Raw genomic sequence first — 25438 nt, 5'->3', positions numbered from 1 at the left:
CCCCGCGGCCCGCGACCGGCGACGCACCGTCGGCAGCACACCGCGCCGGTGATCGTCCGGGCCGACAGCACACCGCGCCGGCGATCAAACGGGCGCCCGGCGGCACACCGCGCCGACCACCGTTCAGACCGGCGGCCGCTCGGCGTACGCGCGGATCCAGGCATGCATGGCGATGCCACTGGCCACCCCGGCGTTGATCGACCGGGTGGAGCCGTACTGGGCGATGGAGAAGAGCTGGTCGCAGGCGGTCCGGGCGGCGTCGGACAGGCCCGGCCCCTCCTGGCCGAAGAGCAGGACGCATCGCCGGGGCAGCGTGGTGGTCTCCAACGGTCGGGAGCCGGGCAGGTTGTCGATACCGACCAGAGGCAGGCCCACGCCGGCCGCCCAGGCGACGAGGCTCTCGATCGTCTCGTGGTGCCGGACGTGCTGGTAGCGATCGGTCACCATCGCGCCCCGCCGGTTCCACCGGCGCCTGCCGACGATGTGGACCTCGGCGGCGAGGAACGCGTTGGCGTTGCGGACCACCGTGCCGATGTTGAGGTCGTGTTGCCAGTTTTCGATTGCCACATGGAACGCGTGTCGGCGCCGGTCCAAGTCCGCCACGATCGCCTCGCGCCGCCAGTAGCGGTACCGGTCGACCACGTTGCGCCGGTCACCGGTGGCGACCAGCTCCGGGTCATACCGCGGGTCGTCCGGCGGGTCGCCCGTCCAGGGCCCGACACCGACGTCAACCTGCTCACCGCCAACGGTCGGCGGGGCGGCACCTGGCGAACACACGCCTTGAGGGTACGACCACCCGGCCGGTCCGTCAGCGCAGCCCCAGCGCGCCGCCGAGCCGGTCGAGGAGTCGACGGTCGGCGGGACCCGCCGACCCGTCCCCGCCCGGCTCGGCCCGGCACACCCGGGCCGCGACCGACTGCACCCACTGCCGGTAGGCGGCAGAGTCGGCGGGGTCCGCCCGCCGGTCCAGCACGCGGGCCGCAGCGCGGGCGGCGGCGAGCACGTCGACGAGGTCGGCAAGCCGGCCGCCTGGCAGCGGCGCGCCGTCGTGGCGGGCGTAGATGGCGGCCACCACGGCGCGGACCAGGTCACTGTCGAAGGCCCGGCCGGCGGCGACGGCGTCGAGCCCGGCCACTCCCGCGGCGACACCGCGTGCTGGACGCCCCGGGCCCGGCAAGGCGGCGGCCACGACCACCCGAGAGGGCAGGGTGGTGAGCAGGTCCCACTCGGCGGCGGAGTAGACGGCGGTGGTCAGCGGTGCGGCGCGGCGGCCGGCAGAGGACGGCTCTCCGGCGACGGAGTGGCTCATGGGAACCTCCGGCGTCAGCATATGCCTCGGTTCACCGGGCAGAACCCCTTCCAATCGCAAACGCCGGGAGGGCCTGCCGCACCGGACGCCGACGCGTCCGGTGCGGTAAGCGGGGTCAGCGCGGCTCGGGGAAGCTCGGCCGCTCCGGGTCAGCGCCCTCCGGCACCGCGGTCGCCGCGTACTCCTTCTTCGGCACCATGACCTTGCGCCGGAAGACACAGACCAGCGTGCCGTCCTGGTTGCAGCCGCGGGTTTCGACGGCGACCACGCCGCGGTCCGGCTTCGAGGAGGACTCCCGCTTGTCCAGGACCGTGGTCTCGCCGTAGATCGTGTCGCCGTGGAACGTCGGGGCAACGTGCCGCAGGGACTCGATCTCCAGGTTCGCGATCGCCTTGCCGCTGACGTCTGGCACGGACATACCCAGGAGCAGCGAGTAGATGTAGTTGCCGACTACCACGTTCCGCTTGAATTGGCTGGACGTCTCGGCGTAGTGCGCGTCCAGATGCAGCGGATGGTGGTTCATGGTGAGCAGGCAGAAGAGGTGATCGTCGTACTCGGTGACCGTCTTGCCCGGCCAGTGCCGGTAGACCGCGCCGACCTCGAACTCCTCGTAGTAGCGGCCGAACTGCATCCTTGTCCCCTTCGACGGACGGCGATGGAGTTCGGCACAGCATGCCTTATCGGGGGTTAAGGCGGGTGTACGGGGCGACAGCCGTGGGGAAATGTCACATCGACCCGACCGGGGCGCGGACGCAATGAGCGGCGGGGCCCTCCCCGGCACCCGCCGCCCACGCTCTGATGTCAGGATTCTGCCGCACGCGGCACGTTACCGACAGAGACGAGAATCACATTTATCTTTTTGTGACACTACCCTCGGTTACCGAGATCACTTCCAGGAGTGATCTCCAGCATGGGGGTAGCTCCACGTCGCAACCCAAGTTACCCATTCGTAACGGCTATCGCGGCACGCCGGGATTGGAGCGCTCCCATCACGCCTGGTCACGCAAATGCGACGTGCACATGCGCAACGCATCCGCGCCCACAACCAACCCGATCGATGACGATGATCGCCGGCGGCCAGTCCCGGAGCCGGGGCGTTTCGTCCCCCGGAGGGCGGGAATTCGACGAGGTACGCCCTGGTTCCACCAGACGTAGCTAATCCGCGGTGATCGGAGAGATTCCCATGGCAACCGTTGAGCTGACCACGGCAAACTTTGACGAGGTGACCAGCCGCGACGGCATCGTGCTGGTCGACTTCTGGGCCGACTGGTGCGGCCCGTGCAAGCGGTTCGCCCCGGTCTACGAACGCTCCTCGGCGAAACACCCCGACATCGTCTTCGGCAAGGTCGACACCGAGGCGCAGCAGGAGCTGGGCGCGAAGTTCGACATCCGCTCCATCCCGACCATCATGGCGATCCGCGACGGCGTCATCGTGTTCGCGCAGCCGGGCGCGCTCCCCGAGTCCGCCTTGGAGAACCTGATCGAACAGGTCGAGGCGCTCGACATGGACGACGTCCGCCAGAAGCTCGCCGAGCACAAGCACTGAGATACGAGGAAGCCCTTCCGGGCGCCTTCGCCCGACACGGGAATCCACTGTCAGCACCCCCGCGCCGCGGCCGGCCCCGATCCGGGGCCGGCCGCGGTGGCGCATCCCCCGGCCGGTTTCGCCGTCGGAGTTCTGCGGGCCCCGATCCTTCCCGGGCTCGGCGACGACGAGACGACCGCCTGAGTCGTGCGCTCGGCGGCATGCCCCGACCTCCGGAGATACAGTCGGCGGGTGCGCTCACCTCAGCAGATCCTCGCCGGCTCCGCCGTGATCGCCGTCGTCGGCGCGTCCCGCGATCCGCGTAAGGCCGCGCACAGCGTTCCGGCGAAGATGCAGCGGTACGGCTGGCGAATCATCCCGGTAAACCCGATCGCCGACGAGCTGTTCGACGAGCGGGTCTACCGCTCGCTGTCCGAGATCCCGCATCCGGTCGATCTGGTGGACGTGTTCCGGCCGGCGGCGGATGCGGTGGAGGTCGTCCGCGAGACGGTGGCGATCGGCGCGCCCGCGGTCTGGCTCCAACTCGGCATCGTCTCCGCCGAGGCGCGGCGAATCGCGGAGGAGGCCGGCATCGACTACGTCGAGGACCGCTGTCTGGTCGTCGAGCGCGCCGCCGCCGGCCTGACCCGCCTGGGCTGACCGCCCCGCTCCCCAGGACCGAAGCAGCTCAAAGCTTGTACTCCTTGAGCAAACCGCGAGAGATGATGGTCTTCTGGATCTCCGAGGTACCCTCACCAATGAGCAGGAACGGCGCTTCGCGCATCAGCCGCTCGATCTCGTACTCCTTGGAGTAGCCGTAGCCACCGTGGATACGGAACGCCTCCTGGACCACCTCGGCGCAGTACTCGGAGGCGAGCAGCTTGGCCATGCCGGCCTCGACGTCGTTGCGTTGGCCGGCGTCCTTGAGCCGGGCGGCGTTGACCATGAGGGCGTGCGCGGCCTCGATCTTGGTGCCCATCTCGGCGAGCTTGAAGGCGACGGCCTGGTGCTTGGCGAGCGGCTGACCGAAGGTGCGGCGCTGCTGGGCGTACGCCACGGCGAGCTCGAAGGCGCGGATCGAGATGCCGCAGGCACGGGCGGCCACGTTGACCCGGCCGACCTCGATGCCGTCCATCATCTGGTAGAAGCCGCGGCCGACCTTCTCCTCACCACCGAGCACCGCCGTGCCGGGGACGGTGACCCCGTCGAGCACCATCTCGGTGGTCTCGACCCCCTTGTAGCCCATCTTGTCGATCTTGCCGGGAATGGTCAGCCCCGGGGCGGTCTCGCCGAAGCCCGGCTCCTTCTCCAGCAGGAAGGTGCTCATGTTGCCGTAGACCGAGTCGGCCCCGGTGTCGGTCTTGACCAGCGTGGCCACCACCGCGGAGTACGCGCCGTTGGTCAGCCACATCTTCTGACCGTCGAGGACGTAGTTGTCGCCCTCACGCGCCGCCTTCGACTTGATCGCCGAGACGTCGGATCCGCACTCCGGCTCGGACATCGAGAACGCGCCACGCACCTCACCGGTGGCCATCTTCGGCAGCAACCGGGCCTTTTGCTCGGCCGAACCGTGTTGGGAAATCAAATACGCCACGATGAAGTGGGTATTGACGATGCCGGAGATCGACATCCAGCCTCGGGACAACTCCTCGACCACCAGGGCGTACGTCAGCAGGGACTCGCCCAGGCCACCGTGCTCCTCGGCGATGGTCAGGCCGAACAGCCCCATCTCCCGCATCCCGTCGAGGATGTCGGTCGGGTACTCGTCGGCGTGCTCCAGCCGCTGGGCATGCGGGATGATCTCCTTGTCCGCGAACTCCCGGACGGTTTCCAGGATCGACCGCTGCACGTCGGTCAGGCCGGGCGTCTGGGCGAGTCGGGCCATCTCAGCCTCCGGGGTCGACGCATTACTCACAGGTAACTGAACGCTCGGTCAGTATCGGCCGCGCAGACGACGCCGCCAAGGTGGCCAGTCGACACAACCGCTGTGAAAAGGTTCACCGCTCGGGGTAGCGTCCGGCAATAGGGCTGTGATCCGGCAGGAGGAGGAGACCGTGAGCCAACCACCGCCGCCGGACCCGGACCGGCCGCCGTCACCGTGGGAGCAGCCGCCGCCGGGCCAGCCGCCGCCCCCACCGCCCGGGTACGACCCGAGCCAGCCCCCACCGCCCGGGTACGACCCGAGCCAGCCCCCACCGCCCGGGTACGACCCGAGCCAGCCCCCACCGCCCGGGTACGACCCGGGCCAGCCGCCGCCGCCCCACGGTGCGCCCGCGGGCCAGCCGTACGGGCCGCCACCGCCGTACCCCCCCTACGGGCCGCCGGCGGCCGCCGGGCGCGGCATGAACGTCCTGGCGATCCTCTCCCTGGTGTTCGCCTTCGTGTTCGCGCCCGCCGGCATCGTGCTCGGGCACCTCGCCAAACGGCAGTTGCGCACCAGCGGCGAGGAGGGGGAACAACTCGCCACCTGGGGACTGATCCTCAGCTATGTCTTCACCGGGCTCGGCGTGCTCGCCTGCTGCGGATGGATCGCCCTGGTCGCGATCACCGGCAACGACGGCACGTCGTACTGAGCGATCCGGACCGGCGGCACCGCACCGGCCCGAATCGTCCCCGTCCAGACCGCTGCCGGTCGGGTCCGCCGCCCGCGTGATCAGCGGAACTGCGCCTCGCGGACGCTGTTGCCTCCATCCACCACCAGCATCTGGCCGGTAATGTACGAGGCCGCCGGCGAGCAGAGGAACGCGATTGCCGCCGCCACCTCGTCCGGAGTGCCGGGGCGGCCAACCGGGGTGCCCAGACCCTGTTTGATCTCGGCCATCGTCGAGGCAGCGGTGTGGATGGTGCCCGGGGCAACCGCGTTGACGGTCACCCCGTCCGCGATCATCTCCATCGCCAGCGCCCGGGTCAGCCCGACAACACCCGCCTTGGCCGCCGCGTAGGCGGCCTCGGTCGGCAGGGCGTTGACCGGGCCGGCGGTCGCCGCCAGGTTCACGATCCGACCCCAGCCCCGTTCCGCCATCCCGCCGATGAACGCCCGGCTACACAGAAAGGCCGTGGTCAGGTTGCGGTCGATCTCACCCCGCCACTCGTCGTAGCTGAGCTGGGCGACCGGCCGCAGCACCTCCGGGCTCGCCCGGCTGGCCAGGCCCGCGTTGTTCACCAGAACCTCCACGTCACCGAGCTGGTCCGCGACGGCGTCGGCCAGCGCCCCGACCTCCGACTCGTCGGTGAGGTCCGCGACGAAGCCGGTCACGCCCAGCTCGCTGGCCCGCTCGTGGATGCGGCGGGTGGTGGAGACGATGGCGACCCGGGCGCCCAGGTCGCCGAGGCGACGCGCGGTCGCGTACCCGATGCCGTCCGGGCTGCCTGCCCCGGTGACCAGGGCGACCCTGCCGTCAAGCCGCATGGTGACCGGCTCCGGCAGGGGCGCCGGCTCGTCCTGACCGGCCAGGCCGGTGGTCAGCCGGCTGCGGCGGGCCAGACCGGGACGACTCGCGTCCCGTCTCGGTCGGCTGCCGGCTCTCGCGTCAATCGCCATGCCAGGATCCTGCCCGCTCACCGAGGTCGGAGCAACGCGGCACCCGGGTGCGGTGTGCTCAGGTTCACCCACGGCTGATTACCCTGACGACTCACCCGTACCCCGATGGAGAGCAGACGATGACCTACAACCCGCCGTCCGGCGGCTGGCAGGACCCGGCGTGGTCCGGTCAGCAGTCGACGCCGCCGGCCGACCCGACACTCCCGGTGAGCGGTCAGCCCGTCCCCGCCCAGCCCACGGGCGGCGACCCGTACGCGCCCACGAGCCCGTACGCGAGCCCGTACGCCGACCCGTACGCGGGCGTCCCGCAGGCCGCGGGCCACCCCACGCCCGACCCGTACGCGGGGACTGGCTACCCGCCGCCGGCGTACCCCGGCTACGGGCACGCACCGCCACGGACCAACAGCATGGCGATCATCGCCCTGGTGCTGTCGCTGGTGGGCATCGCGTCCTGCATCACGGCACCGATCGGCGCCATCCTCGGCCACCTGGCGCGCAAGCAGATCCGGCAAACCGGGGAGGGCGGCGACGGCATGGCGAAGGCCGCCATCATCGTCGGCTGGATCCTGACCGGTCTGTTGGCGCTGCTGATCGCCTTCTACGTGGTGGTGATCATCTTTGCCATCGCCTCCGAGTCGAGCAGCGGCAGCAGCTTCTGACCGGCGGTGGAGGGCCGCGTGCCGCCCGGGTCCGGTGCGGGCGGCACGCGGCGGCAACTACTCCGACAACGGGGTGAAGGCCGAGGTGCGGGTCATCCCGGCCGCCCGGCCCTTGGCCGCGATCACCAGGGCCATCTTGCGGGACGCCTCGTCGATCATCTCGTCGCCGAGCATCACCGCGCCGAGCCTGCCGCCCGCTTCCGAGGTGTAGTGCTCGTACGCGTCCAGGATCAACTCGGCGTGGTCGTAGTCGGCCTGGGCCGGCGAGTAGACCTCGTTCGCGACGTCGATCTGGCCTGGATGCAGCACCCACTTGCCGTCAAAGCCCAGCGCCGCCGAGCGCTTGGCCACCTCGCGAAACGCGTCAACGTCCCGAATCTGCAGGAACGGTCCGTCGATGGCCTGCTTGTCGTGCATCCGGGCGGCCATCAGGATGCGCATCAAGATGTAGTGGTAAGGGTCGCCCGGGTAGTCCGGGATCAGTGCGCCGACCACCAGCGACTTCATGTTGATCGACGCCATGAAGTCGGCCGGGCCGAAGATGATGGTCTCCACCCGTGGCGAGGCGGCGGCGATCGCGTCGACGTTCACGAGCCCGGCGGCGTTCTCGATCTGGGCCTCGATCCCGACCCGGCCGACCTCCAGACCGAGCGTCTTCTCCAACTGGGTGAGTGTCATGTCGAGCCACTGCACCTGGGCGGCGTTCTGCACCTTGGGCAACATGATGCAGTCCAGGTTGGCGCCGGCGCCCTCGACGACATCGATGACGTCCCGGTACGTCCAGGGGGTGGTCAGGTCGTTGACCCGGACCACCCGGGTCTTGCCGGACCAGTCGCCCTCGTTGAGCGCCGCGACGACGTTCTTGCGGGCGTCCGGCTTGGCGAGCGGGGCGACCGAGTCCTCCAGGTCGAGGAAGACCTGGTCGACCGGGAGGCCCTGGGCCTTGCCCAGCATCTTGACGCTGGAACCCGGTACCGCGAGGCAGGACCGGCGGGGGCGACCGACAGCGGCCATGGATGCGCTCCTTCCAGCGTCCGGCGGGCACGCCGGCGCCACCTGAACGTGAGAACCAAGAACTTGACGATCCCCAAGGGCGTTGTGACGCCACGGTAGCCTCGTGCCGTGATCGGGGTGAATGGGCCTGTGGAAGATCTCACTGGGCGGCGACTCGTGGTGGTGACCGGGGCCAGCTCCGGCATCGGCCTGGCGGCCGCCGTGGAGCTTGCCGTCCGCGGCGACCAGGTGGTACTCGTCGGGCGCGACCCAGCCCGCCTCCAGTACGCCGCCGAGCAGGTGCGGGCGACCGCTGGTGAGCGACCTGAGCTGTTCCGCGCCGACTTCGCCGTCCTCGACGACGTCCGACGCCTAGCCGAGCGGCTACGCTCCGCCTACGACCGGATCGACGTGCTGGCGAACAACGCCGGAGCTATCGTGCTCCAGCCGGTCACCACCGTCGACGGCTTCGAGCTGTCGATCCAGGCGAACCACCTCGCACCGTTCCTGCTGACGAACCTCCTGCGGGACCGGGTCGGCCGGATAGTGGTCACCGCCTCCGGCGCGCACCGCAGCGGCGCGCTCGACCCGGACGACCTCAACCGCCCGCTGCGCCGGTACCGCGCGATGGACGCGTACGGCACCAGCAAGCAGGCCAACATCCTGTTCACCGCCGAGGCGGCGCGGCGTTGGCCGGACGTGCCGGCGTACTGCTTCCACCCCGGAGTGGTGCGGACCCGGTTCGGCACCGACAGCCGGCTGGTCACGATCGGCATGCGCCTGCTGCCGTTCCGCAGTCCCGAGAAGGGCGCCGAGACGCTGGTCTGGCTCGCCAGCCAGGCCCCGGGGCGACTGCGCATCGGCGGCTATTACCAGGACTGCCAGCTCCGCCGGCCGTTGCCAAAGGCGGCCGACCCGCGGCTCGCCGCCCGACTCTGGGCCGCCAGCGCGAAGGCGGTCGGCATCGCCGAATAGCGGCTGTTGCGCCCCGGCCGGCGCCGTCATGTACTGACCCTGGGTGCCCCGCCGCCCCACACCCTCCCATCGGCGCCGACCAATGTCCGTACTGCCGGTATCCGGCAGGCTCAGAATGGGACTTGCCGGTCGATCGTCAGCCGACAACGCCGTAACAACCCGGCTGTTCTTGCTGGTCAGGCAGCATGTGGCTAGCCTTGCGGCCTCCGGAAGTCGGAAGGACCCGAGGAGCTTCAGCAATGCGTTTACGGACCAGCCTGCCGCTCGCGACGACGGGGGCCGTGATAGCCACACTGGCTGTCGCCGCGCCCGCCCAGGCACACGGATACGTCGCGGGGCCACCCAGCCGTCAGGCACTCTGCGCACAGGGAAAGATGCCCAACTGCGGGGACATCCAGTTCGAGCCACAGAGCGTCGAGGGCCCGAAGGGGCTGAAGAACTGCAGCGCCGGCATCCCCGAGTTCGCCGTGCTCGACGACGAGAGCCGAGCCTGGCCCGCCACCACGGTCGGCAGGTCGGTCACCTTCAACTGGATCAACACCGCCCCGCACAACACCAGCAACTGGGAGTACTTCGTCGGTGACGAGCGGGTGGGCCTCGTGGACGGCGGCGGTCGCCGGCCGGCGACCAGGGTCTCGCACACCGTCGACCTCGGCGACCACGTAGGCCGGCAGAAGATCCTCGCGGTGTGGAACATCGCCGACACGCCCAACGCGTTCTACTCGTGCGTGGACGTCGAGATCCTCGGCGGCCCGTCGCCGACCCCGACGGACACGGCCTCGCCGACCCCGACCGCCTCGCCAACCACCACGGCCTCGCCGACCCCGACCGCCTCGCCAACCACCACGGCCTCGCCGACCCCGACCGGCTCGCCGACCCCGACCGGCACGTCGACCCCGGGAGACACGTGGGCAACCGGCACCGCCTACCAGATCGGCGACGAGGTGACGTACAACGGCGTTCGCTACCAGGCCCGCCAGGCGCACACCGCGCTGCCCGGCTGGGAACCGCCGCACGTGCCGGCGCTCTGGACCACCACCGCGGCCTCGCCGACCCCGACCGGCTCGCCGACCCCGACCGGCACGTCGACCCCGGGAGACACGTGGGCAACCGGCACCGCCTACCAGATCGGCGACGAGGTGACGTACAACGGCGTTCGCTACCAGGCCCGCCAGGCGCACACCGCGCTGCCCGGCTGGGAACCGCCGCACGTGCCGGCGCTCTGGAGCCGAGTCTGAGTTGACCTAACCGGCCGCACCAGCCGTGGTGGGAACACCCGGCTGGTGCGGCCCCGTCCGGTCGGCGAACCCGCTACCCGCTACGCGAAGATAGGAGTACGCCGTGCGGCGGCTACCACTGATCGCCCTGCTGGCCGTCGCCGCTCTGATGGCGGGCTGCGCCAGGACACCGGAGCAGGACGCCCCCGGACCCTCGGCCACTGACGAGGTGCCGGTGGCCACGTCGACGAACGGCGCCGACGTGCTGTTCCTCAGGATGATGGCGGTGCACACCGGACAGACCCTCGAGATCATCCGATCTGGTCGTGACCGGGTTGCCGACCCGGAGATCAAAACCCTGGTCGCCGCGATCGAGGCGACCGAGTCCGACGAACTCGCCATGACACAAGCCTGGCTGCAGGCAACCGGTCCGGACGCCGGAGCGGCCGAACACGGTGAGCATGCTGGCCACGCGGTCTCCGACGAGGAACTGGCCCGGCTGCGCGGTGCGACCGATGCCGCGGTCGACACAGTGGTGTGTGACGTGCTCGGCACCCATCAACGCTCCGCGGCAGACCTGGCCCGGGCGCACCTGAAGGCCGGCACCAGTCCGGAGGTGCTCGCCTACGCGCGACGCGTCGAACAGTCTCGGAGCGCCGAAGCCGCGCTGCTCGACACGCTGTCGACGGCCGACCGGTAGGCGCGCTTCCCGGGGTAACGGGCGGCACGGAAACAAGCTTCACACAACTCCGTTCACCCCGGATCGTCAGCGCTCGGTTACGATCTCTGTCGATCCCCGGCGTCCCCCACCGGAGTCCCCTCCCCCATGCCCACGTTCCAGGCGGTGCTGTTCGACTTCTTCGGCACGCTGACCCGTTCGGTGCAGCGCGGCGCGGCGCACCGAACGACCGCAGACCTGCTCGGCTGCCCACCCGAGGTCCTTGTCGAGGTGCTCGACCGCACCTTCTACGAGCGGGCCACCGGTCGCCTCGGCACAGCCGAGGCGACCCTGCGCTGGGTTTGTCAGCAGGCCGGAATCCAACCCTCGGACGACGCCCTCCGGTCTGCAGTGGCCTCCCGGCACCACGCCGTCCGGGCCGACACCCGGCTCCGCGGTGAGGCGGTGCCGACCCTGGCGGCGCTACGCCGACACGGTCTGCGTACCGGCGTGGTCAGCGACTGCACCCACGAGCTGCCGGCTTTCCTGCCGCAACTGCCGATCGACCCGCTGCTCGACGTCCGGGTCTACTCCGTGCAGGTCGGCCGCTGCAAACCGGACCCGGAGCTGTATCGAGCCGCGTGCCGTCGGCTCGGTCTGGCACCAACGAGTTGCCTGTACGTCGGTGATGGTGGCAGCCAGGAGCTGACCGGGGCGGAGCGGACCGGGATGACCGCCGTCCGCCTGGCGGCCCCCGACCTCGCCGGTCACATGGTCTTCAACCGGGACGACACCTGGGCCGGGACCGAGCTGGGCTCCCTCGCCGAGGTGGTCGACCTGGTAGCGGCGGTACCGGCGGGCCACAACGGAGAGGACAGCGCCCCTGTTGGCGCCTGCGATAGCGGAAGTGGTCCCTCCCCGACTCCAGCGGATGTCTCGACGGCGCCGGCGGGAGCTGCGGCGTCCGAGCGAACGCCACGGTTCGCGTGACCCGTCTCAGCGGCGACGGACCCGGTGCAGGTGCAAGGGCTTACGGGTGGCCCGAACCGCCGGGGTCTCCCGGGGCGGCTCGGCCAGCGAGTCGGCGGGCAACGCGGTGCCGGCCAGCTGTTCGCCGGTGGGGGCCAACCGGTTGAGGGCGCAGCCGTCGGCAGCCCAACGGGCGGCAAGGTCGGCGGCCGGCCCAGGAGCGTTCAACCGCTTGGCGGCGACCAGCGGTGCAACAGTCTCCCACTGTTCGGTGCCGGGGGTCACCCGGGTCACGTCGGCCGGCCAGGTGACGATCCGGCCACCGTGGTCCCCACGCAGGGTGACCTGCGCGCGGGTCGCGTCGGCGAGGCCCGGTGCGGCCTGCTCGCCCGGCCCGCTGACCACCAGGAGCGCCTCTTCCAGGTGGACACACCAGAGGGCGAGCGCCGGGCCACCGGGCACGCTGATCCACGCCACTGCGGCCTTTTTCATCGCCTCGCCAACCAGGGGCGCGGTGGTCCGGTTCGCATCGGTCACTCCCGCATCCTTCCGTATCGCCGCAGGGCCCGCGGGCCCGCGGGTCAACCGGGTCCTTACCTTCTACCGCAGGCGTTAGGGCCTTCCCGGTTACCTCAGCCGACCAAGGGTGGGACCAGGATCTCGCCGCGGGCCACCGGCATCACCTGGCCGGAGACGGTGGCGCCGGCAGCCGTGCCGCCGGCCGCGGTCACGGTGCAGGCCAACGACGAGGGGCGGTTGATCTCGATGCCCTGGCGTACGACGTAGCTCGACCGGCCTTCGCCCGGCAGCAGGCCGCTGGCCACCAGCCACACCCCCAGCCCCAGGGCGGCGGAGCCGGTCGCCGGATCCTCCGGTACGCCAAGCCCCGGCACGAACACCCGGGCATGGGCGGTCTGCGAGTCGGCGTCCCAGGAAAAGACGCTGACGTGCTCAACCCCGTATCGCTGTGCCGCCACGGCGTCAACCCGGGCACGCGCCACCGCGTCCGGACGCACCGGCAGGTACGGGAACTCAAGGCCGCAGCCGGCGACGCGGGGGGCCGGGCCGATGTGGTCGTCGGCGGTGAGCCCGGCCATCTCCAACAGCGGCTCCGGGTCCAGTTCGGGGCCGAGGGTGGGGGACCCCCCGGTCAGCGTCGCGCCGGTCGCCGAAACCTCGACCGGCAGCACGCCGGCGCCGCACTCCTGGGTGATCGGACCGGCGCCGAACAGGCCGCGTCGGCTCGCGGTGACCGCCGCGCCGACGCTCGGGTGCCCGGCGAACGGCAGTTCTTCGACCGGCGTGAAGATCCGCGCCCGGTAGGTGGCGCCGGCATGGGTGGGCGGAAGCACGAACACCGTCTCGGACAGGTTGAACTCGAGCGCGAGCGCCTGCATCTGCTCGGTCGCCAAGGCGTCGGCTCCGAACACCACCGCCAGCGGGTTACCGGCGAAGGGGCGGTCGGTGAACACGTCCACGATCTCGTAGGCCAGGGTCGACATGCTGATAAACACTAGGCGCTTAGGCTGGTCCCCGTGAGCACGCCGACCCGGGTCTACATCGCCCGTCTCGCCAGCGTCGCCGTCTACGACCCCAACGGCGACCAGGTCGGCCGGGTACGCGACGCGGTGGCTCGGCTGCGGCCCACGAAGCGCCCACCCGAGGTGGTCGGCCTGGTCGCCGAGATGCCGATGCGACGGCGGATCTTCCTCTCCATCAACCGGATCATCTCGATCGACGCCGACGCGGTGGTGCTGGGCACCGGCACGCTCAACCTGCGGCGCTTCGAGAAACGCCCGAACGAGCTGCTCGTTCTCCAGGAGTTGCTGGACCGGCGGGTGCAGATCGACCCGGCCGGCCAGGCGGGCAGCGTGGTGGACGTGGCGATGGAGTCGACTCGCGGCGAGTGGACGCTGACCCGGGTGGCCATCCGTGAACACACCGGCCGGCTGACCCGCCGGGGCAACCTGCACCAGGTCGAGTGGGATCGGGTCCGCGGGCTGAGCGGGATCGCCGACACCCGGGGCACGGCCAACCTCCTCGCGGTGCTCGAGGACATGCGCCCGGCAGATCTCGCCAACGCCCTGCAGGACCTGCCCGACGCGCGGCGCAACGAGGTGGCGGCGGCGCTGGACGACGAGCGGCTCGCCGACGTGCTGAGTGAGTTGCCGGAACACGACCAGGTGGAGATCCTGGCCGCGTTGGACCGGGAACGCGCCGCCGACGTGCTGGAGCAGATGGAGCCGGACGACGCCGCCGACCTGCTGGGCGAGCTGCCGCCCCCGGAACAGGACGTGCTGCTCGACCTGATGGAGCCGGACGAGGCCGATCCGGTGCGCCAACTACTCAAGTACACGCCGGGCACGGCCGGCGGTGTGATGACGTCCGAGCCGGTGATCCTGCCGCCGGACGCGACGGTCGCCGAGGCGCTGGCCCGGGTCCGGGAACCCCAGCTCTCCCCCGCGGTGGCCGCCCAGGTCTTCGTGACCCGCGCGCCGCTGACCACGCCGACCGGTCGCTACCTCGGCATGGTGCACTTCCAGCGGCTGCTGCGGGAGCCCCCGGCCGACCTGCTCGGCGGCGTCGTGGTCAACGACATCGACCCGTTGCGCCCGACCACCCCGCTGCCCGAGATCACCCGCCGGATGGCCACGTACGACCTCGTCGCCATGCCGGTGATCGACCGGAACAATCGGCTGGTCGGTGCGGTGACGGTGGATGATGTGCTGGACCATCTGCTGCCCCGGGACTGGCGCGACCGGCACGCCGCCGCACCGGCCACGGCCACCACCGACCAGGGGCTGGACGGTACGGATGGTTGAGCGGCGGCGGGCGGAGCGGCTGGACCAGCCGCGTGAGGCCCGGGGGGTGCGGCTGCCCCGGTTCGACCCGGAGGCCTTCGGCCGATGGTCGGAGGCGATCGCCCGGGGAATGGGTACCGCCCACTTCATCGTCTACATGACGGTGGTCATCGCGAGCTGGTTCCTGTGGAACACGCTCGCCCCGGCCGAGTTCCGCTTCGACCCGTACACCTTCACGTTCCTGACCCTGGTGCTGTCGTTGCAGGCCAGCTACGCCGCGCCGCTGATCCTGCTGGCGCAGAACCGCCAGGCGGACCGGGACCGGCTCGCGCTGGAGGAGGACCGGCGCCGGGCGACGGCGCAGAAGGCGGACACCGAGTACCTGGCCCGCGAGATCGCCGCTCTCCGCAACGCGATGGGCGAGGTGGCGACACGCGACTTCCTCCGCTCGGAGCTGGCCCGGCTCGCCGAGGAACTGGATGACGCCGCTCAGCGCCGGCAGCGACTGGAGCGCCGGGCGCAGGAACGGGCGGCTGGCGGGGACGGGCTGGACGAACCCCGGGACGAGTTGGACACGGACTACGCGCACGACGGCCGGCCCGAGCCCGGGACACGTTGAACGCCGCTTGCCTCAAGGGGCCAGGCGAGCGGCGTTCGCCTCGGATCGTCGCATTTCCGCCGGATTCCGTCCAGCCCATCGATTCGCTCACACCGGTCCCCGGGCAGAGGCGGTGACGGATCACCTCCGACGTAGCATTGCGGGCATGTCAGCACCCGTCAGCACCGTCTCCGACGCGATCCAGGCCGCTCTGGCCACCGTCAACGACCCGGAGATCCGCCGGCCCATCACCGAGCTGGGCATGGTCCGCTCCGCCGCGGTCGGCGACGACGGCGTCGCCCGGGTCGAGCTGCTGCTCACCGTGGCGGGCTGCCCGCTGAAGGACAAGCTACGGGCCGACATCACCGCCGCCGTGGGCGCCGTGCCCGGCGTGACTGGCGTGGAGATCGAGTTCGGCGTGATGAGCCCCGAACAGCGCCAGGAGCTGCAGGCGAAGCTGCGCGGTGGGACCACCGAGGAGCCGGTGATCCCGTTCGCCCAGCCCGGATCCCGCACCCGGGTGTACGCGGTCGCCAGCGGCAAGGGTGGCGTCGGCAAGTCCAGCGTGACAGTCAACCTGGCGGCGGCGCTGGCCGCTCGGGGGCTCTCCGTCGGCGTGGTCGACGCCGACATCTACGGCCACTCGGTGCCCCGGATGCTCGGCGCCGACGGCCGGCCCACCCGCGTCGAGGACATGATCATGCCACCGCAGTCGCACGGTGTGAAGGTCATCTCGATCGGCATGTTCACCGCCGGCAACGCCGCCGTCGTCTGGCGTGGCCCGATGCTGCACCGAGCGTTGCAGCAGTTCCTCGCCGACGTTTACTGGGGCGACCTGGACGTGCTCTTGCTCGACCTACCGCCGGGCACCGGCGACGTGGCCATCTCCCTGGCCCAGCTGCTGCCCAACTCCGAGATCCTGGTGGTCACCACGCCACAGGCCGCCGCCGCCGAGGTGGCGGAGCGGGCCGGCGCGATCGCGCTGCAGACCCACCAGCGGGTGGTCGGCGTGATCGAGAACATGTCCTGGCTGGAGCTGCCGGACGGCTCCCGGATGGAGGTCTTCGGCGCCGGTGGGGGCCAGACCGTCGCCGACTCGCTGACCCGCTCGATCGGTGCGCCGGTGCCGCTGCTCGGCCAGATCCCGCTCGACACCCGGGTCCGCGAGGCTGGCGACGAGGGCAACCCGATCGTGTTGGCCGAGCCGGCTTCGCCGGCGGCGAAGGCGCTGGTGGAGGTCGCCGACCGGCTCGCCGTCCGGCGTGAATCGCTCCTCGGCAAGCCGCTGGGCCTCAAACCCGCCGGCCGCTAGCGCGCCCACCGCGGACCGGCTCCACCGCCCGGCGATACAAGATCGACGGCTCCCGAATCTGCGCGCGCGGGACGTGGGAAAGCTGACGGTCAGGTCGCGTCGTCGTAGCTGACGCGGGGGGCCGGGGTGGTGGGAACACTTCCGGTGGCAGTGGCCGGCCGGCTTCCGTTCGTGCGGGGGTCGGCGGCGGTCGCGACGTCCTTCAGCTCGTCGCGCACGCCGGTGACGTCGGCGCGCAGGTTGTCGTAGACGCCCTGCAGCGGCTTCCGGATGGCCGCCTCGTCCTCCTCGCTGATCAGGTGCTTGCGGATGAACGCCTTCGGGTGCAGGTCCTCAAGCTGGATGTCGGTGCCCAACTCCCGACTCAGGTCGCTGGTGGCGTTGGTCGCCATCCGGCGCAGGCTACGCACCAGCCGCAAACCGTCGTTGATGACGGCGGGCAGCCGGTCACCGAAGATCAGCAGCGCCAGGAGCAGCAGCGCACCGATCTCCCACCAGTTCAGGTTGTCGAACACCGCGCTGGGCCTCCTTCCGGCGTTAGCGCAAGCCTACGCACGTCGCATGCTCGTCGGGGAGAGGGTGCGGGCTTCACTTCGCATCTGCGGCGAGCGTCACCGACGTGTTCCGCCGGGACGAGCCGCGGCGGTACTCGACGGTCACCACGGACCCCGGCGCGTACTTGCGAATCAGCGCGATCAGGTCGGTCGGCTCGGTCATCGGGCGACCGTTGAGCTTGAGGATCACGTCACCGGCCCGTAGCCCGGCCCCGGCCGCCGGGCCCGACGGCTCCACCGAGTTCAGCCGCACGCCCCCACCGGCGCTGCGGCCGGCGCCGCCGATCTGGGCACCGATCACCGTACGGCGAGCCTTGCCGGTGCCGATGATGTCCTGGGTGATCCGTTTGGCCTGATTGATCGGGATAGCGAAGGCGAGGCCGATGTTTCCCGCCTCCTGTCCCTCCGCGACGAGTGACTTGATCGTGGCGTTGACGCCGATCACCCGCCCATCTCCGTCAACCAGCGGGCCGCCGGAGTTGCCGTGGTTGACCGCCGCGTCGGTCTGGATCGCTGCGTAGTATCGGGTCGGGCCGCCCGGCTCGCCCGCCCGCAAGGTCCGGTCGAGCGCGCTGACGATGCCGGCGGTGACCGTGTTGGCCAACGAAAGCGGCGAACCGATGGCGAGCACCGGGTCACCCACAGCGAGCGTGTCGGAGTCGCCGAACTCCACCGGCGGCAGACCGCCCTTCGCGACCTTGATGACCGCGAGGTCGGACTCCGGGTCCTGCCCGACCACGCTGGCCGGAGCCGCGCTGCCGTCGTGGAAGATCACCGAGGCCCGGCCGGTGGCGCCAGCCACCACGTGGTCGTTGGTGATCACGTGGCCGTCGGCGGTCGCGATGAACCCGGAACCCTCGCTGGTCCCGCCGACGCCTGCCACCCGGACCGTCACCACGCTCGGCAGCACCCGCTCCGCCACCCCGGCCAGCGACTCCGGCTTGCGCTGGGCCAACTCCGGCGGCCGTGCCGGGCCGGCACCGAGCACCGGACCCGCACCACCACTCCGGACCGCGAACGCGTACCCGAGCGCGCCGCCCAGCGAGCCAGCGAGCAGGGCCGTGACCAGCGGAATGAGCACCAGGTGCCGCAGGGCTGGCCGGCCGGGGACGTCGGGGTCGGTGACCGGCTCCGGCACGGCGCCGGTCAGGGGCACGGCCGGCACCACCACCGCCGCGGGAGCGGCCGGATCACGCCACGGGTCGGCGAGCGCATCGGACCACCACGGGGAAGGCGTCCCCGCCGGACCGCCTGGCGAACCCGCAGGGAGGTACCCGAACGGCGGCGAGCCCGCCGGTCCCGGACCCGTCCCGGGCCGGCGCCAGTCCCAGCCGTCGGTCACGTCGCTGCCTCCCACTCGTCCCGGGGCCCGTTCCACGACCTGAGGCCCGCTGGCCCGCTCGAACGGACACCGCTTCCAGGATTGCACGGACGCCCCGACGGACTCGGCCGTTGCCACCCGTGATCGTCAATGCCGGGATGCGCGGCTGCGCTCGCTCCACGTCGCCTCTAGGCTCACAGTGCCCACTCGCCCTGTGTGACACGCGCCGCCCGGAGGTGTCCCATCGCCACGGTCGCCGGTTCCGGCCCCTGGACGACCCAGGCTCTGCAGTTCGCCGAGTCGTACGTGACCGAGGATCTCGTGTTACGCACGGCCCGCAGCCTCGCCCGGGAAATCGGCCTCGACGCGGTGACGCCCGGCGCCGGTGCGGCGCTGCGGCTGCTGGCCGCCGCCGGAAACGCCCGCGCGGTCGTGGAGATCGGCACCGGGACCGGGGTCAGCGGTGTCTGGCTGCTGCGGGGCATGCGCCCCGACGGTGTACTCACCACGATCGACGTCGAGGTCGAGCATCAGCGCATCGCCCGGCGCATCTTCGTCGAGGCGGGCTTTGCCGCCGGCCGCACCCGGATCATCACCGGTCGGGCACTGGACGTGCTGCCCCGGCTCGCCGACGGGGCGTACGACCTGGTCTTCGTCGACGCCGAGTCGACGGGCTTCGCCGCCTACGTGGACGCCGCCCAGCGGCTGCTGCGTCAAGGTGGGGTGCTCGCACTCAACGGCGCGCTGGCGGGCGGCCGGATCGGCGACCCGGCGGCCCGGGACGTGGAGACGGTGACCACCCGGGAGACCCTGAAAGCGATCCGGGAGTCGGAGCACTGGACTCCCGCCCTGCTGCCGGTCGGCCACGGCCTACTCGCCGCCGTCCGCTGCTGACCGGCCACGGCCTACTCGCCGCCAACCGGCCACGGCTGGCTCGGGCCGTCCTCGCCCGGGCAGCCCGGGGTGCCGGGCGAGGCAGGGCCACCACGGGGCAGGATCGTCGCGGGACAGGATCCTGGTTCAGCCCAGGGTGGCCAGCCAGCGCAGCAGGGAGCGTACGCCCCAGCCAGTGCCGCCGCGGGTCAGTTCGGCGTCGTCACCATCCGTCCAGGAAGGCGCGGACATGTCGAGGTGCACCCACCGATCGCGCAGCTCGCCGGTGAACTCACGCAGGTAGAGTGCCGCCACCACCGACCCGGCACCCTGCGCCGGCGCACTGTACAGGTCGGCGAGATCGCTGCCGAGATACTCGACGTACTCGGTGGGGAGCGGCATCCGCCACGCCGCCTCGCCGGCCGCTTCGACAGCCGACAGCACGGCGGCGGCGAGCCGGTCGTTGTCGCTGTAGAGGGCACCCGTGCGCTTGCCGAGCGCCACCGCGTTCGCCCCGGTCAGGGTGGCCAGGTCGAGCAGCAGGTCGGGCCTGAGCTCGCGGACCGCGTACGCGAGCGCGTCGGCGAGGACGAGCCGCCCCTCGGCGTCGGAGTTGGTCGTCTCGCTTGTCGTGCCACCGTAGTGGCGGACGACGTCGCCGGGCCGGAAGGCGGCGCCGCTGACCATGTTCTCGGCGAGCGGGGCGAGGGTGGTGACCCGCACCGGCAGCCGCAGCGCTGCCGCACCCAGGGTCGCCGCGACCACTGCCGCGGCCCCGGCCATGTCCTTGCGCATGAGCTTCATCGCCGGTGCCGGCTTGATGGAGATGCCGCCGGTGTCGAAGGTGATGCCCTTACCGACCAGCACCACGTGGGTACGCGCGTCGGCCGGACGCCAGTCCAGCTCGACCAGGCGCGGGCCGTTCGCCGAGCCGGTACCCACCGCGAGGATCCCGCCGAATCCCTCGGCGGCCAGTTCGTCCGGCTCCCGAACGCGCAGGTGCAGGTCGGCCCGGTCGGCGACGGCGCCGGCCATTTGCTCGGCGAACCACTGCGGGTTCTTCGTCGACGACGGCATGTTCACCAGGTCGCGGGCGAGCCGGGTCATCGCCGCGGTGGTGCGGGCCACCTCGAGCGCGTCGGCGTACCCGGCCGGGTCGGCCACCAGCACGTCGACCGCGGCCAGCGCGGGTGCGTCCGCGTCAGCGCCGAGGCGGAACCGGTACGACGCCAGCAGCAGCCCCTCGACGAGTCCGCGGACCACTGCCGCGGAGGCGCCGACCGGAAGCGCGATGGTGACGTGGCTCTCCTGCGTGGCGGCACGGGCGAGGGCGGCGCCGGCCGCCCGCCAGGCACCCTCGTCACCCATCCCGACACCGAGCAGCAGCAGCCGGCCCGGCGCTCGCCCGGGCCGGACCTGCGTCCAGACCTCACCGGCGGTGCCAGCCAGCCGGGCCGCTGGCGCCAACGCGGCCACCTCTTCGGCCACGCCGTCGGGAAGAGCCATCTCCACGGGCACCGGCTCCGCCGGTGACTCCGACCCGGTGGCCGGCCGGACAGGCAGAGCCAGGACGTCGAGCCGGTCAGGCTCGGCGAGCAGACGGATGGCGAGCACGCGGCGCCGTACCTCCTGAAAGCGTGCGGAGCGGCACTCCGCGGAAGATGAAGCCCCTGAGTCACCGGCGGGCCGGTGACTCAGGGGCTAACGGAACGTCCGCGCGGGTGCGCGGGTGCGCGCCCCCCGATCAGCCGGCGGCTGCCTTCAGCGCGTCACCGAGTGCATTGGCCTCGTCGGGAGTCATCTCGACGACGAGCCGGCCACCGCCCTCCAGCGGGACTCGCATGACGATGCCCCGGCCCTCCTTGGTGACTTCCAGCGGACCGTCGCCCGTCCGCGGCTTCATCGCCGCCATGTTGTCTCCCCTCAGACCTGAACCAGGGTCGGTGGGTTGCCCCACAGCCATTTCGCCACGACCACCCGCGAACTGTGCGGGGTGTCGACCAACAATTTTCCCTGATGAACACCGCCGGACCCAAACCGAGGCGGTATTGATGTAACAGCATCTAGCTTATCTTGAGAAGGCCTGTCACAATGTGCGGTCATGCAGGCACGGTCGGCACTCTTCGACCTGTACGGTGACTACCTCCGGCCCCGGGGCGGCCGAGCGCCGGTCGCCGCCCTGGTCAAGCTGCTGGCGCCGCTCGGCATCGCGCCGCCCGCGGTGCGGACGGCGGTCTCCCGCATGGTGCGCCAGGGTTGGCTCGAACCCCTCCGGATGGCCTCCGGGCCGGGCTACGCGATCACACCGAGAGCCGCCCGCCGGTTGGACGAGGCGGCCACGCGGATCTACCGCACCGGCCGGATCACCTGGGACGGACGGTTCGATCTGCTCGTCCTGACGGCGCCGACCTCCCGACGCGAGCGGCAGCGCCTCGCCGCCAACCTGAGCTTCCTCGGCTACGGCACCCTCGACGAGTGCACCTGGGTGGCCACCCGCCCCGGCGAGGACGTCGACCTGCTGCTCGAGGAGGCGGGTGTGCGCTACGAACGGTTCACCGCCGCCCACTCGGCCGGCACGCCCGGCGCGGTGGGCGTCGTCCGCCGGGCCTGGGACCTGACCGAGATCGGCCGGGCGTACGAGCGGTTCGTCGCCGAGCAGCGTCCGCTGCTGTCCGGGGTGACCGTCCGCAGTGCCGACGAGGAGGCGTACGCCGCCCGGTTCCGGCTCGTGCACGCGTGGCGTACCTTCCTGTTCCGGGACCCGCAGCTGCCACCGGCGCTGCTGCCCGAACGCTGGCCCGGCACCGCCGCAGCCAGTTTCTTCGACCGGCACGCGGCCCGGCTGCGGCCGGCCGCCGACCGGTACGTCGAACACTGTCTCGACGCCGGCAACCGCATCGCGCGACAGAAGGGTCGTTGACATCGTGACCGAACCGCTGCTCGTCGACCACACCGACGCCGTCGTCACCCTGACGTTGAACCGCCCGACAGCCATGAACTCGCTCGACGTGACGCTCAAGGAGGCGCTTCGGGACACCCTGGCCGAGCTGGAGACAGACCGGACCTGCCGCGCGGTGGTGCTCACCGGGGCCGGCAGCTCGTTCTGCGCCGGGCAGGACCTGCGGGAGCACGTCAAGACGCTGGAGTCGGCGAGCGACAACCCGCTGGACACCGTCCGGGCGCACTACAACCCGATCGCCGCCCGGCTGGCGAACCTGCCGAAGCCGGTCGTCGCCGCGGTCCGGGGTATGGCCGCCGGGGCGGGTGCCTCGCTGGCGTTCCTCGCCGACATCCGGATCGGCGGGCCGTCGACCAGCTTCCTGATGGCCTTCGCGAAGGTGGGGCTTGCCGCCGACACCGGCGCCTCGTGGACGCTGCCCCGGTTGGTCGGCCACGCCAAGGCTGTCGAGCTGCTGATGCTCGCCGAGCCGGTGCGCGCCGAGGAAGCCAGCCGGCTCGGCCTGCTCAACCGACTGGTGTCCGACGACGAGCAGGTACTGCCGATCGCGCAGGAGCTGGCCGCCCGACTCGCCGCCGGTCCGACCGTCGCGTACGGAGCGATCAAGCGGCAGCTCTCCATCGCCGACGCCGGCACCCTGGCCGACGCCCTCGCGGCCGAGGCGCAGGCCCAGTCGATCTGCGGTGCCACCGCCGACCACCGCTCGGCCACCATGGCCTTCGTCAACAAGCAGAAGCCAGCCTTCGACGGACACTGAGCGGGCTCCGCGCCTCGACCGCACCGTCCTGACGTACAGCCCGGCCGGGCGGACCGGGCGCTGACCGAGTCGGGACGGCACGGCCGTCGGGGCCGGGCGGGGATGCCTGACCGGGTGCTGTGCCGGCCGGTCAGTCGTCCTCTTCGGGGTCCTGGTTGGCCTCCTCGCCGAGCACGAAGGCCTGCATCGCCAGCTCGTCGCCAGACGGCGAGACAAAGGCGGGCAGCTCACGCGGGCCCAACTCCTGCACGTAGGACCAGAACAGCCGGACCGCCTCGGCCGGCGACGCCGCCTCGATCGGCAGATCCAGGCTGACCAGCCAGGTCCGTCGGGGCGGCGGCGGACCGAGGCGATCGACCAGTTCGTGGAAGGCCGCCGGGGTCAGCGCGCTTACCGGCCCGTCCAGCGCGAGCGAGTCAGCCAGCACCGGCTCGTCGAAAACCCGCCGGGTGTACGCCACGACGAGCGAAGCCTCGGCCCGTTCGGACAACGGGTCCTCCGGCACCTCCGGACGCCGATCACCGGCGTCGCTGACCCGGCCCAACGCGACCAGCCGCAGCGGCTCGTCGGCGAGCACCGCGACCCGGTCGCCCCGGCGGGGTCGGGGTCCGTCGGTGCGGCCGGTCAGCTCCAGCGTGTCGTGGTGCACGAGACGCTCGGCCTCGTACCTGCCGGGCGGCAGCAGCACGGCCCAGGTGTCCCCACCGTCGGCGCGAGTCGTCCGATCGGTCCGGTACGCGGCGGTCGTCATGGTCCCCATCCCATCACGTCGCCTCCCGCAGCCGACACGTGGCAGCCGGCGAGGTGGTCGTCGACCATGCCGGTGGCCTGCATCAGCGCGTACGCCGTGGTCGGCCCGACGAAGCGGAAGCCGCACTTCTTCAACGCCTTGGCCATCGCGGTGGACTCGGCGGTCAGCCCCGGCACCTCCGCGAACGAGGCCAGGCGCGCCGGCCGGGGCGGTGGCGCGAACGACCAGAGCAGCGCGGAGAGCCCATCCGGCAACTCCAGCGCGGCGCGTGCGTTGGCGATCGCCGCCTCGATCTTGGCACGGTTACGCACGATGCCCGCGTCGGCGAGCAGCCGGGCCACGTCCGCCGCGGAGTACGCGGCCACGGACTCGAGCCGGAATCCGTCGAAGGCACCCCGGAACGCGCGCCGCTTCCGCAAGATGGTGAGCCAGGACAGGCCGGACTGAAAGGCCTCCAGCGTCATCCGCTCGTAGAGCTCGTCGTCGCCGCGCAGCGGTCGGCCCCACTCGGTGTCGTGGTAGACCACATAGTCGGGGGTGCTCGCCCCCCAGGCGCAGCGGGGCACCCCGTCGGCGCCGATCACCAGATCAGTCACGGGTCAACGCTAGGCCACCCCACCGACACCCATTGCCCCGCAGCCCACGGCTGCCTATGGTGCTGTTACCGATCGGTAGCTGTGATGGTCGGCACAGCAAGCGGCACGGGGAGGCAGTCGGATGAAGGAGTTACCGGACGTCATCACCTGGTCGATCCCGGCCTTCCTGCTGCTCATCGTCCTGGAGCGAATCTCGTACCTGATCCACCGCGACGACGACGTCGGCTACGGCGGAGCCGACACGGCAACCAGCCTCGCCATGGGGCTGGGCAGCGTCTTCGCCGATTTGCTCTGGAAGGTCCCGATCGCGGCCGCGTACGCGCTGCTCTACACCCTCACCCCGCTACGGATCGCCGAGCTGTGGTGGACCTGGCCGCTCATCCTGCTGGCTCAGGACTTCTGCTACTACTGGTCCCACCGGGGACACCACGTCATCCGCATCCTGTGGGCGTCGCACGTCGTGCACCACTCGTCGCAGCGATTCAACCTGTCCACCGCGCTGCGTCAGCCGTGGACCAGCCTCACCAGCTGGGTCTTCTACATCCCGATGATCCTCGCCGGGGTCCACCCCGCGGTGCTGGCGTTCTGCGGCTCGGTCAATTTGCTCTACCAGTTCTGGATCCACACCGAGCGGATCGACAGGCTGCCCCGCTGGTACGAGTTGGTCTTCAACACGCCGTCGCACCACCGGGTCCACCACGCCTCGCAGGGTGGCTATCTGGACCGCAACTTCGGCGGCATCCTGATCGTCTGGGACCGGCTCTTCGGGTCGTTCGCCGCCGAACAGGAACGCTGTGTCTACGGACTGACCAAGAACATCACCACCCACAACCCGATCCGGGTGGCGTTCCACGAGTACGCCGCCATCGCCCGTGACGTCCGCGCGGCGACGAACTGGCGGCACCGGGCCGGACACCTGTTCCGCTCGCCGGGCTGGCAACCGGCGTCGGCGGCCACACCACCCGCGTCCGCGACGATCCCCTGACCACCCGTCCGCCGGGCAGGGATGTGCCGAGGGTGTCGAGCAGACCAAGACACGATCGCCGGAGGGCCGGATACGGCGGACCTCG

General features: G+C 71.4%; 29 protein-coding genes. 15 read left to right on the top strand and 14 right to left on the bottom strand.

Annotated features, from left to right (window positions below):
- Positions 1-123: 123 nt before the first annotated feature.
- The 3 genes from QTQ03_RS23260 to QTQ03_RS23250 all read right to left on the bottom strand — a co-directional run bounded on the left by QTQ03_RS23260 (position 124) and on the right by QTQ03_RS23250 (position 1940).
- On the bottom strand, positions 124-777 hold the full coding sequence (locus QTQ03_RS23260) for a TrmH family RNA methyltransferase (protein WP_289279881.1): 654 nt from the start codon (positions 775-777) through the stop codon (positions 124-126).
- A gap of 31 nt (positions 778-808) precedes the next feature.
- On the bottom strand, positions 809-1330 hold the full coding sequence (locus QTQ03_RS23255; protein WP_289279880.1) for a hypothetical protein: 522 nt from the start codon (positions 1328-1330) through the stop codon (positions 809-811).
- 94 nt (positions 1331-1424) lie between these two features.
- Entirely contained in the window at positions 1425-1940 is a 516-nt protein-coding gene (locus QTQ03_RS23250; protein ID WP_289279879.1) for a MaoC family dehydratase, read from the bottom strand.
- Between the two features lie 552 nt (positions 1941-2492).
- Here QTQ03_RS23250 and trxA point away from each other — a divergent pair.
- Both trxA and QTQ03_RS23240 read left to right on the top strand, forming a co-directional pair.
- Positions 2493-2855 (top strand): thioredoxin, encoded by a 363-nt coding sequence (trxA, locus tag QTQ03_RS23245; RefSeq protein ID WP_289279878.1) that lies wholly within the window; start codon positions 2493-2495, stop codon positions 2853-2855.
- Between the two features lie 231 nt (positions 2856-3086).
- Positions 3087-3494, top strand: coding sequence for a CoA-binding protein (locus QTQ03_RS23240; RefSeq protein WP_289279877.1), 408 nt, complete (start codon positions 3087-3089; stop codon positions 3492-3494).
- A 28-nt stretch (positions 3495-3522) separates the two neighbouring features.
- Here QTQ03_RS23240 and QTQ03_RS23235 read toward each other — a convergent pair whose 3' ends face one another.
- Positions 3523-4719 (bottom strand): acyl-CoA dehydrogenase family protein, encoded by a 1197-nt coding sequence (locus tag QTQ03_RS23235; protein WP_289279876.1) that lies wholly within the window; start codon positions 4717-4719, stop codon positions 3523-3525.
- A gap of 169 nt (positions 4720-4888) precedes the next feature.
- Between QTQ03_RS23235 and QTQ03_RS23230 the strand changes: the two genes are divergently transcribed.
- Complete coding sequence (locus QTQ03_RS23230) at positions 4889-5407, top strand: DUF4190 domain-containing protein (protein ID WP_289279875.1); 519 nt, start codon at positions 4889-4891, stop codon at positions 5405-5407.
- An 80-nt stretch (positions 5408-5487) separates the two neighbouring features.
- Here the strand turns inward: QTQ03_RS23230 and QTQ03_RS23225 are convergent, their stop codons facing one another.
- Entirely contained in the window at positions 5488-6375 is an 888-nt protein-coding gene (locus QTQ03_RS23225) for an SDR family NAD(P)-dependent oxidoreductase (RefSeq protein WP_289279874.1), read from the bottom strand.
- A 119-nt stretch (positions 6376-6494) separates the two neighbouring features.
- Here QTQ03_RS23225 and QTQ03_RS23220 point away from each other — a divergent pair, with 119 nt between their 5' ends.
- Positions 6495-7034 carry a DUF4190 domain-containing protein gene (locus tag QTQ03_RS23220; protein ID WP_289279873.1) on the top strand — a complete coding sequence of 180 codons (540 nt, stop codon included), beginning with the start codon at positions 6495-6497 and terminating at the stop codon, positions 7032-7034.
- A gap of 57 nt (positions 7035-7091) precedes the next feature.
- On the opposite strand, the gene QTQ03_RS23215 is transcribed toward QTQ03_RS23220, so the two are convergent.
- The gene (locus QTQ03_RS23215) at positions 7092-8048 is read right to left on the bottom strand and encodes an HpcH/HpaI aldolase/citrate lyase family protein (RefSeq protein WP_289279872.1); all 957 of its coding nucleotides are present in this window, start codon (positions 8046-8048) and stop codon (positions 7092-7094) included.
- 129 nt (positions 8049-8177) lie between these two features.
- Between QTQ03_RS23215 and QTQ03_RS23210 the strand changes: the two genes are divergently transcribed.
- From QTQ03_RS23210 to QTQ03_RS23195, 4 genes are all read left to right on the top strand, one after another.
- A complete protein-coding gene (locus QTQ03_RS23210) occupies positions 8178-9002 on the top strand; it encodes an SDR family NAD(P)-dependent oxidoreductase (RefSeq protein WP_289279871.1) in 825 nt (274 codons plus the stop codon).
- A gap of 239 nt (positions 9003-9241) precedes the next feature.
- Entirely contained in the window at positions 9242-10240 is a 999-nt protein-coding gene (locus QTQ03_RS23205) for a carbohydrate-binding protein (RefSeq protein ID WP_289279870.1), read from the top strand.
- A gap of 103 nt (positions 10241-10343) precedes the next feature.
- Positions 10344-10919, top strand: coding sequence for a DUF305 domain-containing protein (locus QTQ03_RS23200; RefSeq protein ID WP_289279869.1), 576 nt, complete (start codon positions 10344-10346; stop codon positions 10917-10919).
- A gap of 126 nt (positions 10920-11045) precedes the next feature.
- Positions 11046-11867, top strand: a complete 822-nt coding sequence (locus QTQ03_RS23195; protein ID WP_353890611.1) for an HAD family hydrolase — start codon at positions 11046-11048, stop codon at positions 11865-11867.
- Between the two features lie 6 nt (positions 11868-11873).
- Here QTQ03_RS23195 and QTQ03_RS23190 read toward each other — a convergent pair whose 3' ends face one another.
- Together QTQ03_RS23190 and QTQ03_RS23185 are read right to left on the bottom strand one after the other, a co-directional pair.
- Positions 11874-12383 (bottom strand): hypothetical protein, encoded by a 510-nt coding sequence (locus tag QTQ03_RS23190; RefSeq protein WP_289279868.1) that lies wholly within the window; start codon positions 12381-12383, stop codon positions 11874-11876.
- Positions 12384-12478: 95 nt separating this feature from the next.
- Complete coding sequence (locus QTQ03_RS23185) at positions 12479-13348, bottom strand: PhzF family phenazine biosynthesis protein (protein WP_289279867.1); 870 nt, start codon at positions 13346-13348, stop codon at positions 12479-12481.
- A gap of 33 nt (positions 13349-13381) precedes the next feature.
- On the opposite strand from QTQ03_RS23185, the gene QTQ03_RS23180 reads away from it, so the two are divergent.
- From QTQ03_RS23180 to QTQ03_RS23170, 3 genes are all read left to right on the top strand, one after another.
- The gene (locus QTQ03_RS23180) at positions 13382-14668 is read left to right on the top strand and encodes a magnesium transporter MgtE N-terminal domain-containing protein (protein ID WP_289279866.1); all 1287 of its coding nucleotides are present in this window, start codon (positions 13382-13384) and stop codon (positions 14666-14668) included.
- Positions 14661-15266, top strand: coding sequence for a DUF1003 domain-containing protein (locus QTQ03_RS23175; protein ID WP_289279865.1), 606 nt, complete (start codon positions 14661-14663; stop codon positions 15264-15266). Before QTQ03_RS23180 ends, QTQ03_RS23175 begins: the two co-directional genes overlap by 8 nt.
- A gap of 145 nt (positions 15267-15411) precedes the next feature.
- Positions 15412-16557, top strand: coding sequence for an Mrp/NBP35 family ATP-binding protein (locus tag QTQ03_RS23170; protein ID WP_289279864.1), 1146 nt, complete (start codon positions 15412-15414; stop codon positions 16555-16557).
- Positions 16558-16646: 89 nt separating this feature from the next.
- On the opposite strand, the gene QTQ03_RS23165 is transcribed toward QTQ03_RS23170, so the two are convergent.
- On the bottom strand, positions 16647-17072 hold the full coding sequence (locus tag QTQ03_RS23165; protein WP_289279863.1) for a twin-arginine translocase TatA/TatE family subunit: 426 nt from the start codon (positions 17070-17072) through the stop codon (positions 16647-16649).
- Positions 17073-17145: 73 nt separating this feature from the next.
- Entirely contained in the window at positions 17146-18453 is a 1308-nt protein-coding gene (locus tag QTQ03_RS23160; protein ID WP_289279862.1) for a S1C family serine protease, read from the bottom strand.
- A gap of 285 nt (positions 18454-18738) precedes the next feature.
- Here QTQ03_RS23160 and QTQ03_RS23155 point away from each other — a divergent pair, with 285 nt between their 5' ends.
- Positions 18739-19326 carry an O-methyltransferase gene (locus QTQ03_RS23155; protein ID WP_289280955.1) on the top strand — a complete coding sequence of 196 codons (588 nt, stop codon included), beginning with the start codon at positions 18739-18741 and terminating at the stop codon, positions 19324-19326.
- Positions 19327-19452: 126 nt separating this feature from the next.
- Here QTQ03_RS23155 and QTQ03_RS23150 read toward each other — a convergent pair whose 3' ends face one another.
- The gene (locus QTQ03_RS23150; protein WP_289279861.1) at positions 19453-20919 is read right to left on the bottom strand and encodes a leucyl aminopeptidase family protein; all 1467 of its coding nucleotides are present in this window, start codon (positions 20917-20919) and stop codon (positions 19453-19455) included.
- Positions 20920-21049: 130 nt separating this feature from the next.
- The gene (locus tag QTQ03_RS23145) at positions 21050-21217 is read right to left on the bottom strand and encodes a DUF3117 domain-containing protein (protein ID WP_007455245.1); all 168 of its coding nucleotides are present in this window, start codon (positions 21215-21217) and stop codon (positions 21050-21052) included.
- A gap of 189 nt (positions 21218-21406) precedes the next feature.
- Here QTQ03_RS23145 and QTQ03_RS23140 point away from each other — a divergent pair, with 189 nt between their 5' ends.
- On the top strand, positions 21407-22225 hold the full coding sequence (locus QTQ03_RS23140) for a PaaX family transcriptional regulator (protein ID WP_289279860.1): 819 nt from the start codon (positions 21407-21409) through the stop codon (positions 22223-22225).
- Positions 22226-22229: 4 nt separating this feature from the next.
- Positions 22230-23021 carry an enoyl-CoA hydratase-related protein gene (locus QTQ03_RS23135; RefSeq protein ID WP_289279859.1) on the top strand — a complete coding sequence of 264 codons (792 nt, stop codon included), beginning with the start codon at positions 22230-22232 and terminating at the stop codon, positions 23019-23021.
- Positions 23022-23151: 130 nt separating this feature from the next.
- On the opposite strand, the gene QTQ03_RS23130 is transcribed toward QTQ03_RS23135, so the two are convergent.
- Positions 23152-23772 carry a hypothetical protein gene (locus tag QTQ03_RS23130; RefSeq protein WP_289279858.1) on the bottom strand — a complete coding sequence of 207 codons (621 nt, stop codon included), beginning with the start codon at positions 23770-23772 and terminating at the stop codon, positions 23152-23154.
- Complete coding sequence (locus QTQ03_RS23125) at positions 23769-24368, bottom strand: DNA-3-methyladenine glycosylase I (protein WP_289279857.1); 600 nt, start codon at positions 24366-24368, stop codon at positions 23769-23771. The genes QTQ03_RS23130 and QTQ03_RS23125 overlap by 4 nt, the downstream gene beginning before the upstream one ends.
- Positions 24369-24489: 121 nt before the next feature.
- On the opposite strand from QTQ03_RS23125, the gene QTQ03_RS23120 reads away from it, so the two are divergent.
- Complete coding sequence (locus tag QTQ03_RS23120) at positions 24490-25353, top strand: sterol desaturase family protein (RefSeq protein WP_289279856.1); 864 nt, start codon at positions 24490-24492, stop codon at positions 25351-25353.
- Positions 25354-25438: the final 85 nt, after the last annotated feature.

Origin of the sequence: Micromonospora sp. WMMA1363 (genome assembly GCF_030345795.1) — a bacterium.
GTDB lineage: Bacteria > Actinomycetota > Actinomycetes > Mycobacteriales > Micromonosporaceae > Micromonospora.
This window is presented reverse-complemented; position numbering and strand designations above follow the sequence as displayed.

What these genes read in the sequence shown, in the direction of transcription:
- QTQ03_RS23220 (WP_289279873.1), top strand. Translation starts at nt 6,495, where the DNA reads ATGACCTACAACCCGCCGTCCGGCGGCTGGCAGGACCCGGCGTGGTCC.
- QTQ03_RS23170 (WP_289279864.1), top strand. Translation starts at nt 15,412, where the DNA reads ATGTCAGCACCCGTCAGCACCGTCTCCGACGCGATCCAGGCCGCTCTG.
- QTQ03_RS23235 (WP_289279876.1), bottom strand. Translation starts at nt 4,719, where the DNA reads ATGGCCCGACTCGCCCAGACGCCCGGCCTGACCGACGTGCAGCGGTCG.
- QTQ03_RS23145 (WP_007455245.1), bottom strand. Translation starts at nt 21,217, where the DNA reads ATGGCGGCGATGAAGCCGCGGACGGGCGACGGTCCGCTGGAAGTCACC.
- QTQ03_RS23130 (WP_289279858.1), bottom strand. Translation starts at nt 23,772, where the DNA reads ATGACGACCGCCGCGTACCGGACCGATCGGACGACTCGCGCCGACGGT.
- QTQ03_RS23255 (WP_289279880.1), bottom strand. Translation starts at nt 1,330, where the DNA reads ATGCTGACGCCGGAGGTTCCCATGAGCCACTCCGTCGCCGGAGAGCCG.
- QTQ03_RS23175 (WP_289279865.1), top strand. Translation starts at nt 14,661, where the DNA reads ATGGTTGAGCGGCGGCGGGCGGAGCGGCTGGACCAGCCGCGTGAGGCC.
- trxA (WP_289279878.1), top strand. Translation starts at nt 2,493, where the DNA reads ATGGCAACCGTTGAGCTGACCACGGCAAACTTTGACGAGGTGACCAGC.
- QTQ03_RS23140 (WP_289279860.1), top strand. Translation starts at nt 21,407, where the DNA reads ATGCAGGCACGGTCGGCACTCTTCGACCTGTACGGTGACTACCTCCGG.
- QTQ03_RS23120 (WP_289279856.1), top strand. Translation starts at nt 24,490, where the DNA reads ATGAAGGAGTTACCGGACGTCATCACCTGGTCGATCCCGGCCTTCCTG.
- QTQ03_RS23225 (WP_289279874.1), bottom strand. Translation starts at nt 6,375, where the DNA reads ATGGCGATTGACGCGAGAGCCGGCAGCCGACCGAGACGGGACGCGAGT.
- QTQ03_RS23185 (WP_289279867.1), bottom strand. Translation starts at nt 13,348, where the DNA reads ATGTCGACCCTGGCCTACGAGATCGTGGACGTGTTCACCGACCGCCCC.
- QTQ03_RS23215 (WP_289279872.1), bottom strand. Translation starts at nt 8,048, where the DNA reads ATGGCCGCTGTCGGTCGCCCCCGCCGGTCCTGCCTCGCGGTACCGGGT.
- QTQ03_RS23195 (WP_353890611.1), top strand. Translation starts at nt 11,046, where the DNA reads ATGCCCACGTTCCAGGCGGTGCTGTTCGACTTCTTCGGCACGCTGACC.
- QTQ03_RS23205 (WP_289279870.1), top strand. Translation starts at nt 9,242, where the DNA reads ATGCGTTTACGGACCAGCCTGCCGCTCGCGACGACGGGGGCCGTGATA.
- QTQ03_RS23250 (WP_289279879.1), bottom strand. Translation starts at nt 1,940, where the DNA reads ATGCAGTTCGGCCGCTACTACGAGGAGTTCGAGGTCGGCGCGGTCTAC.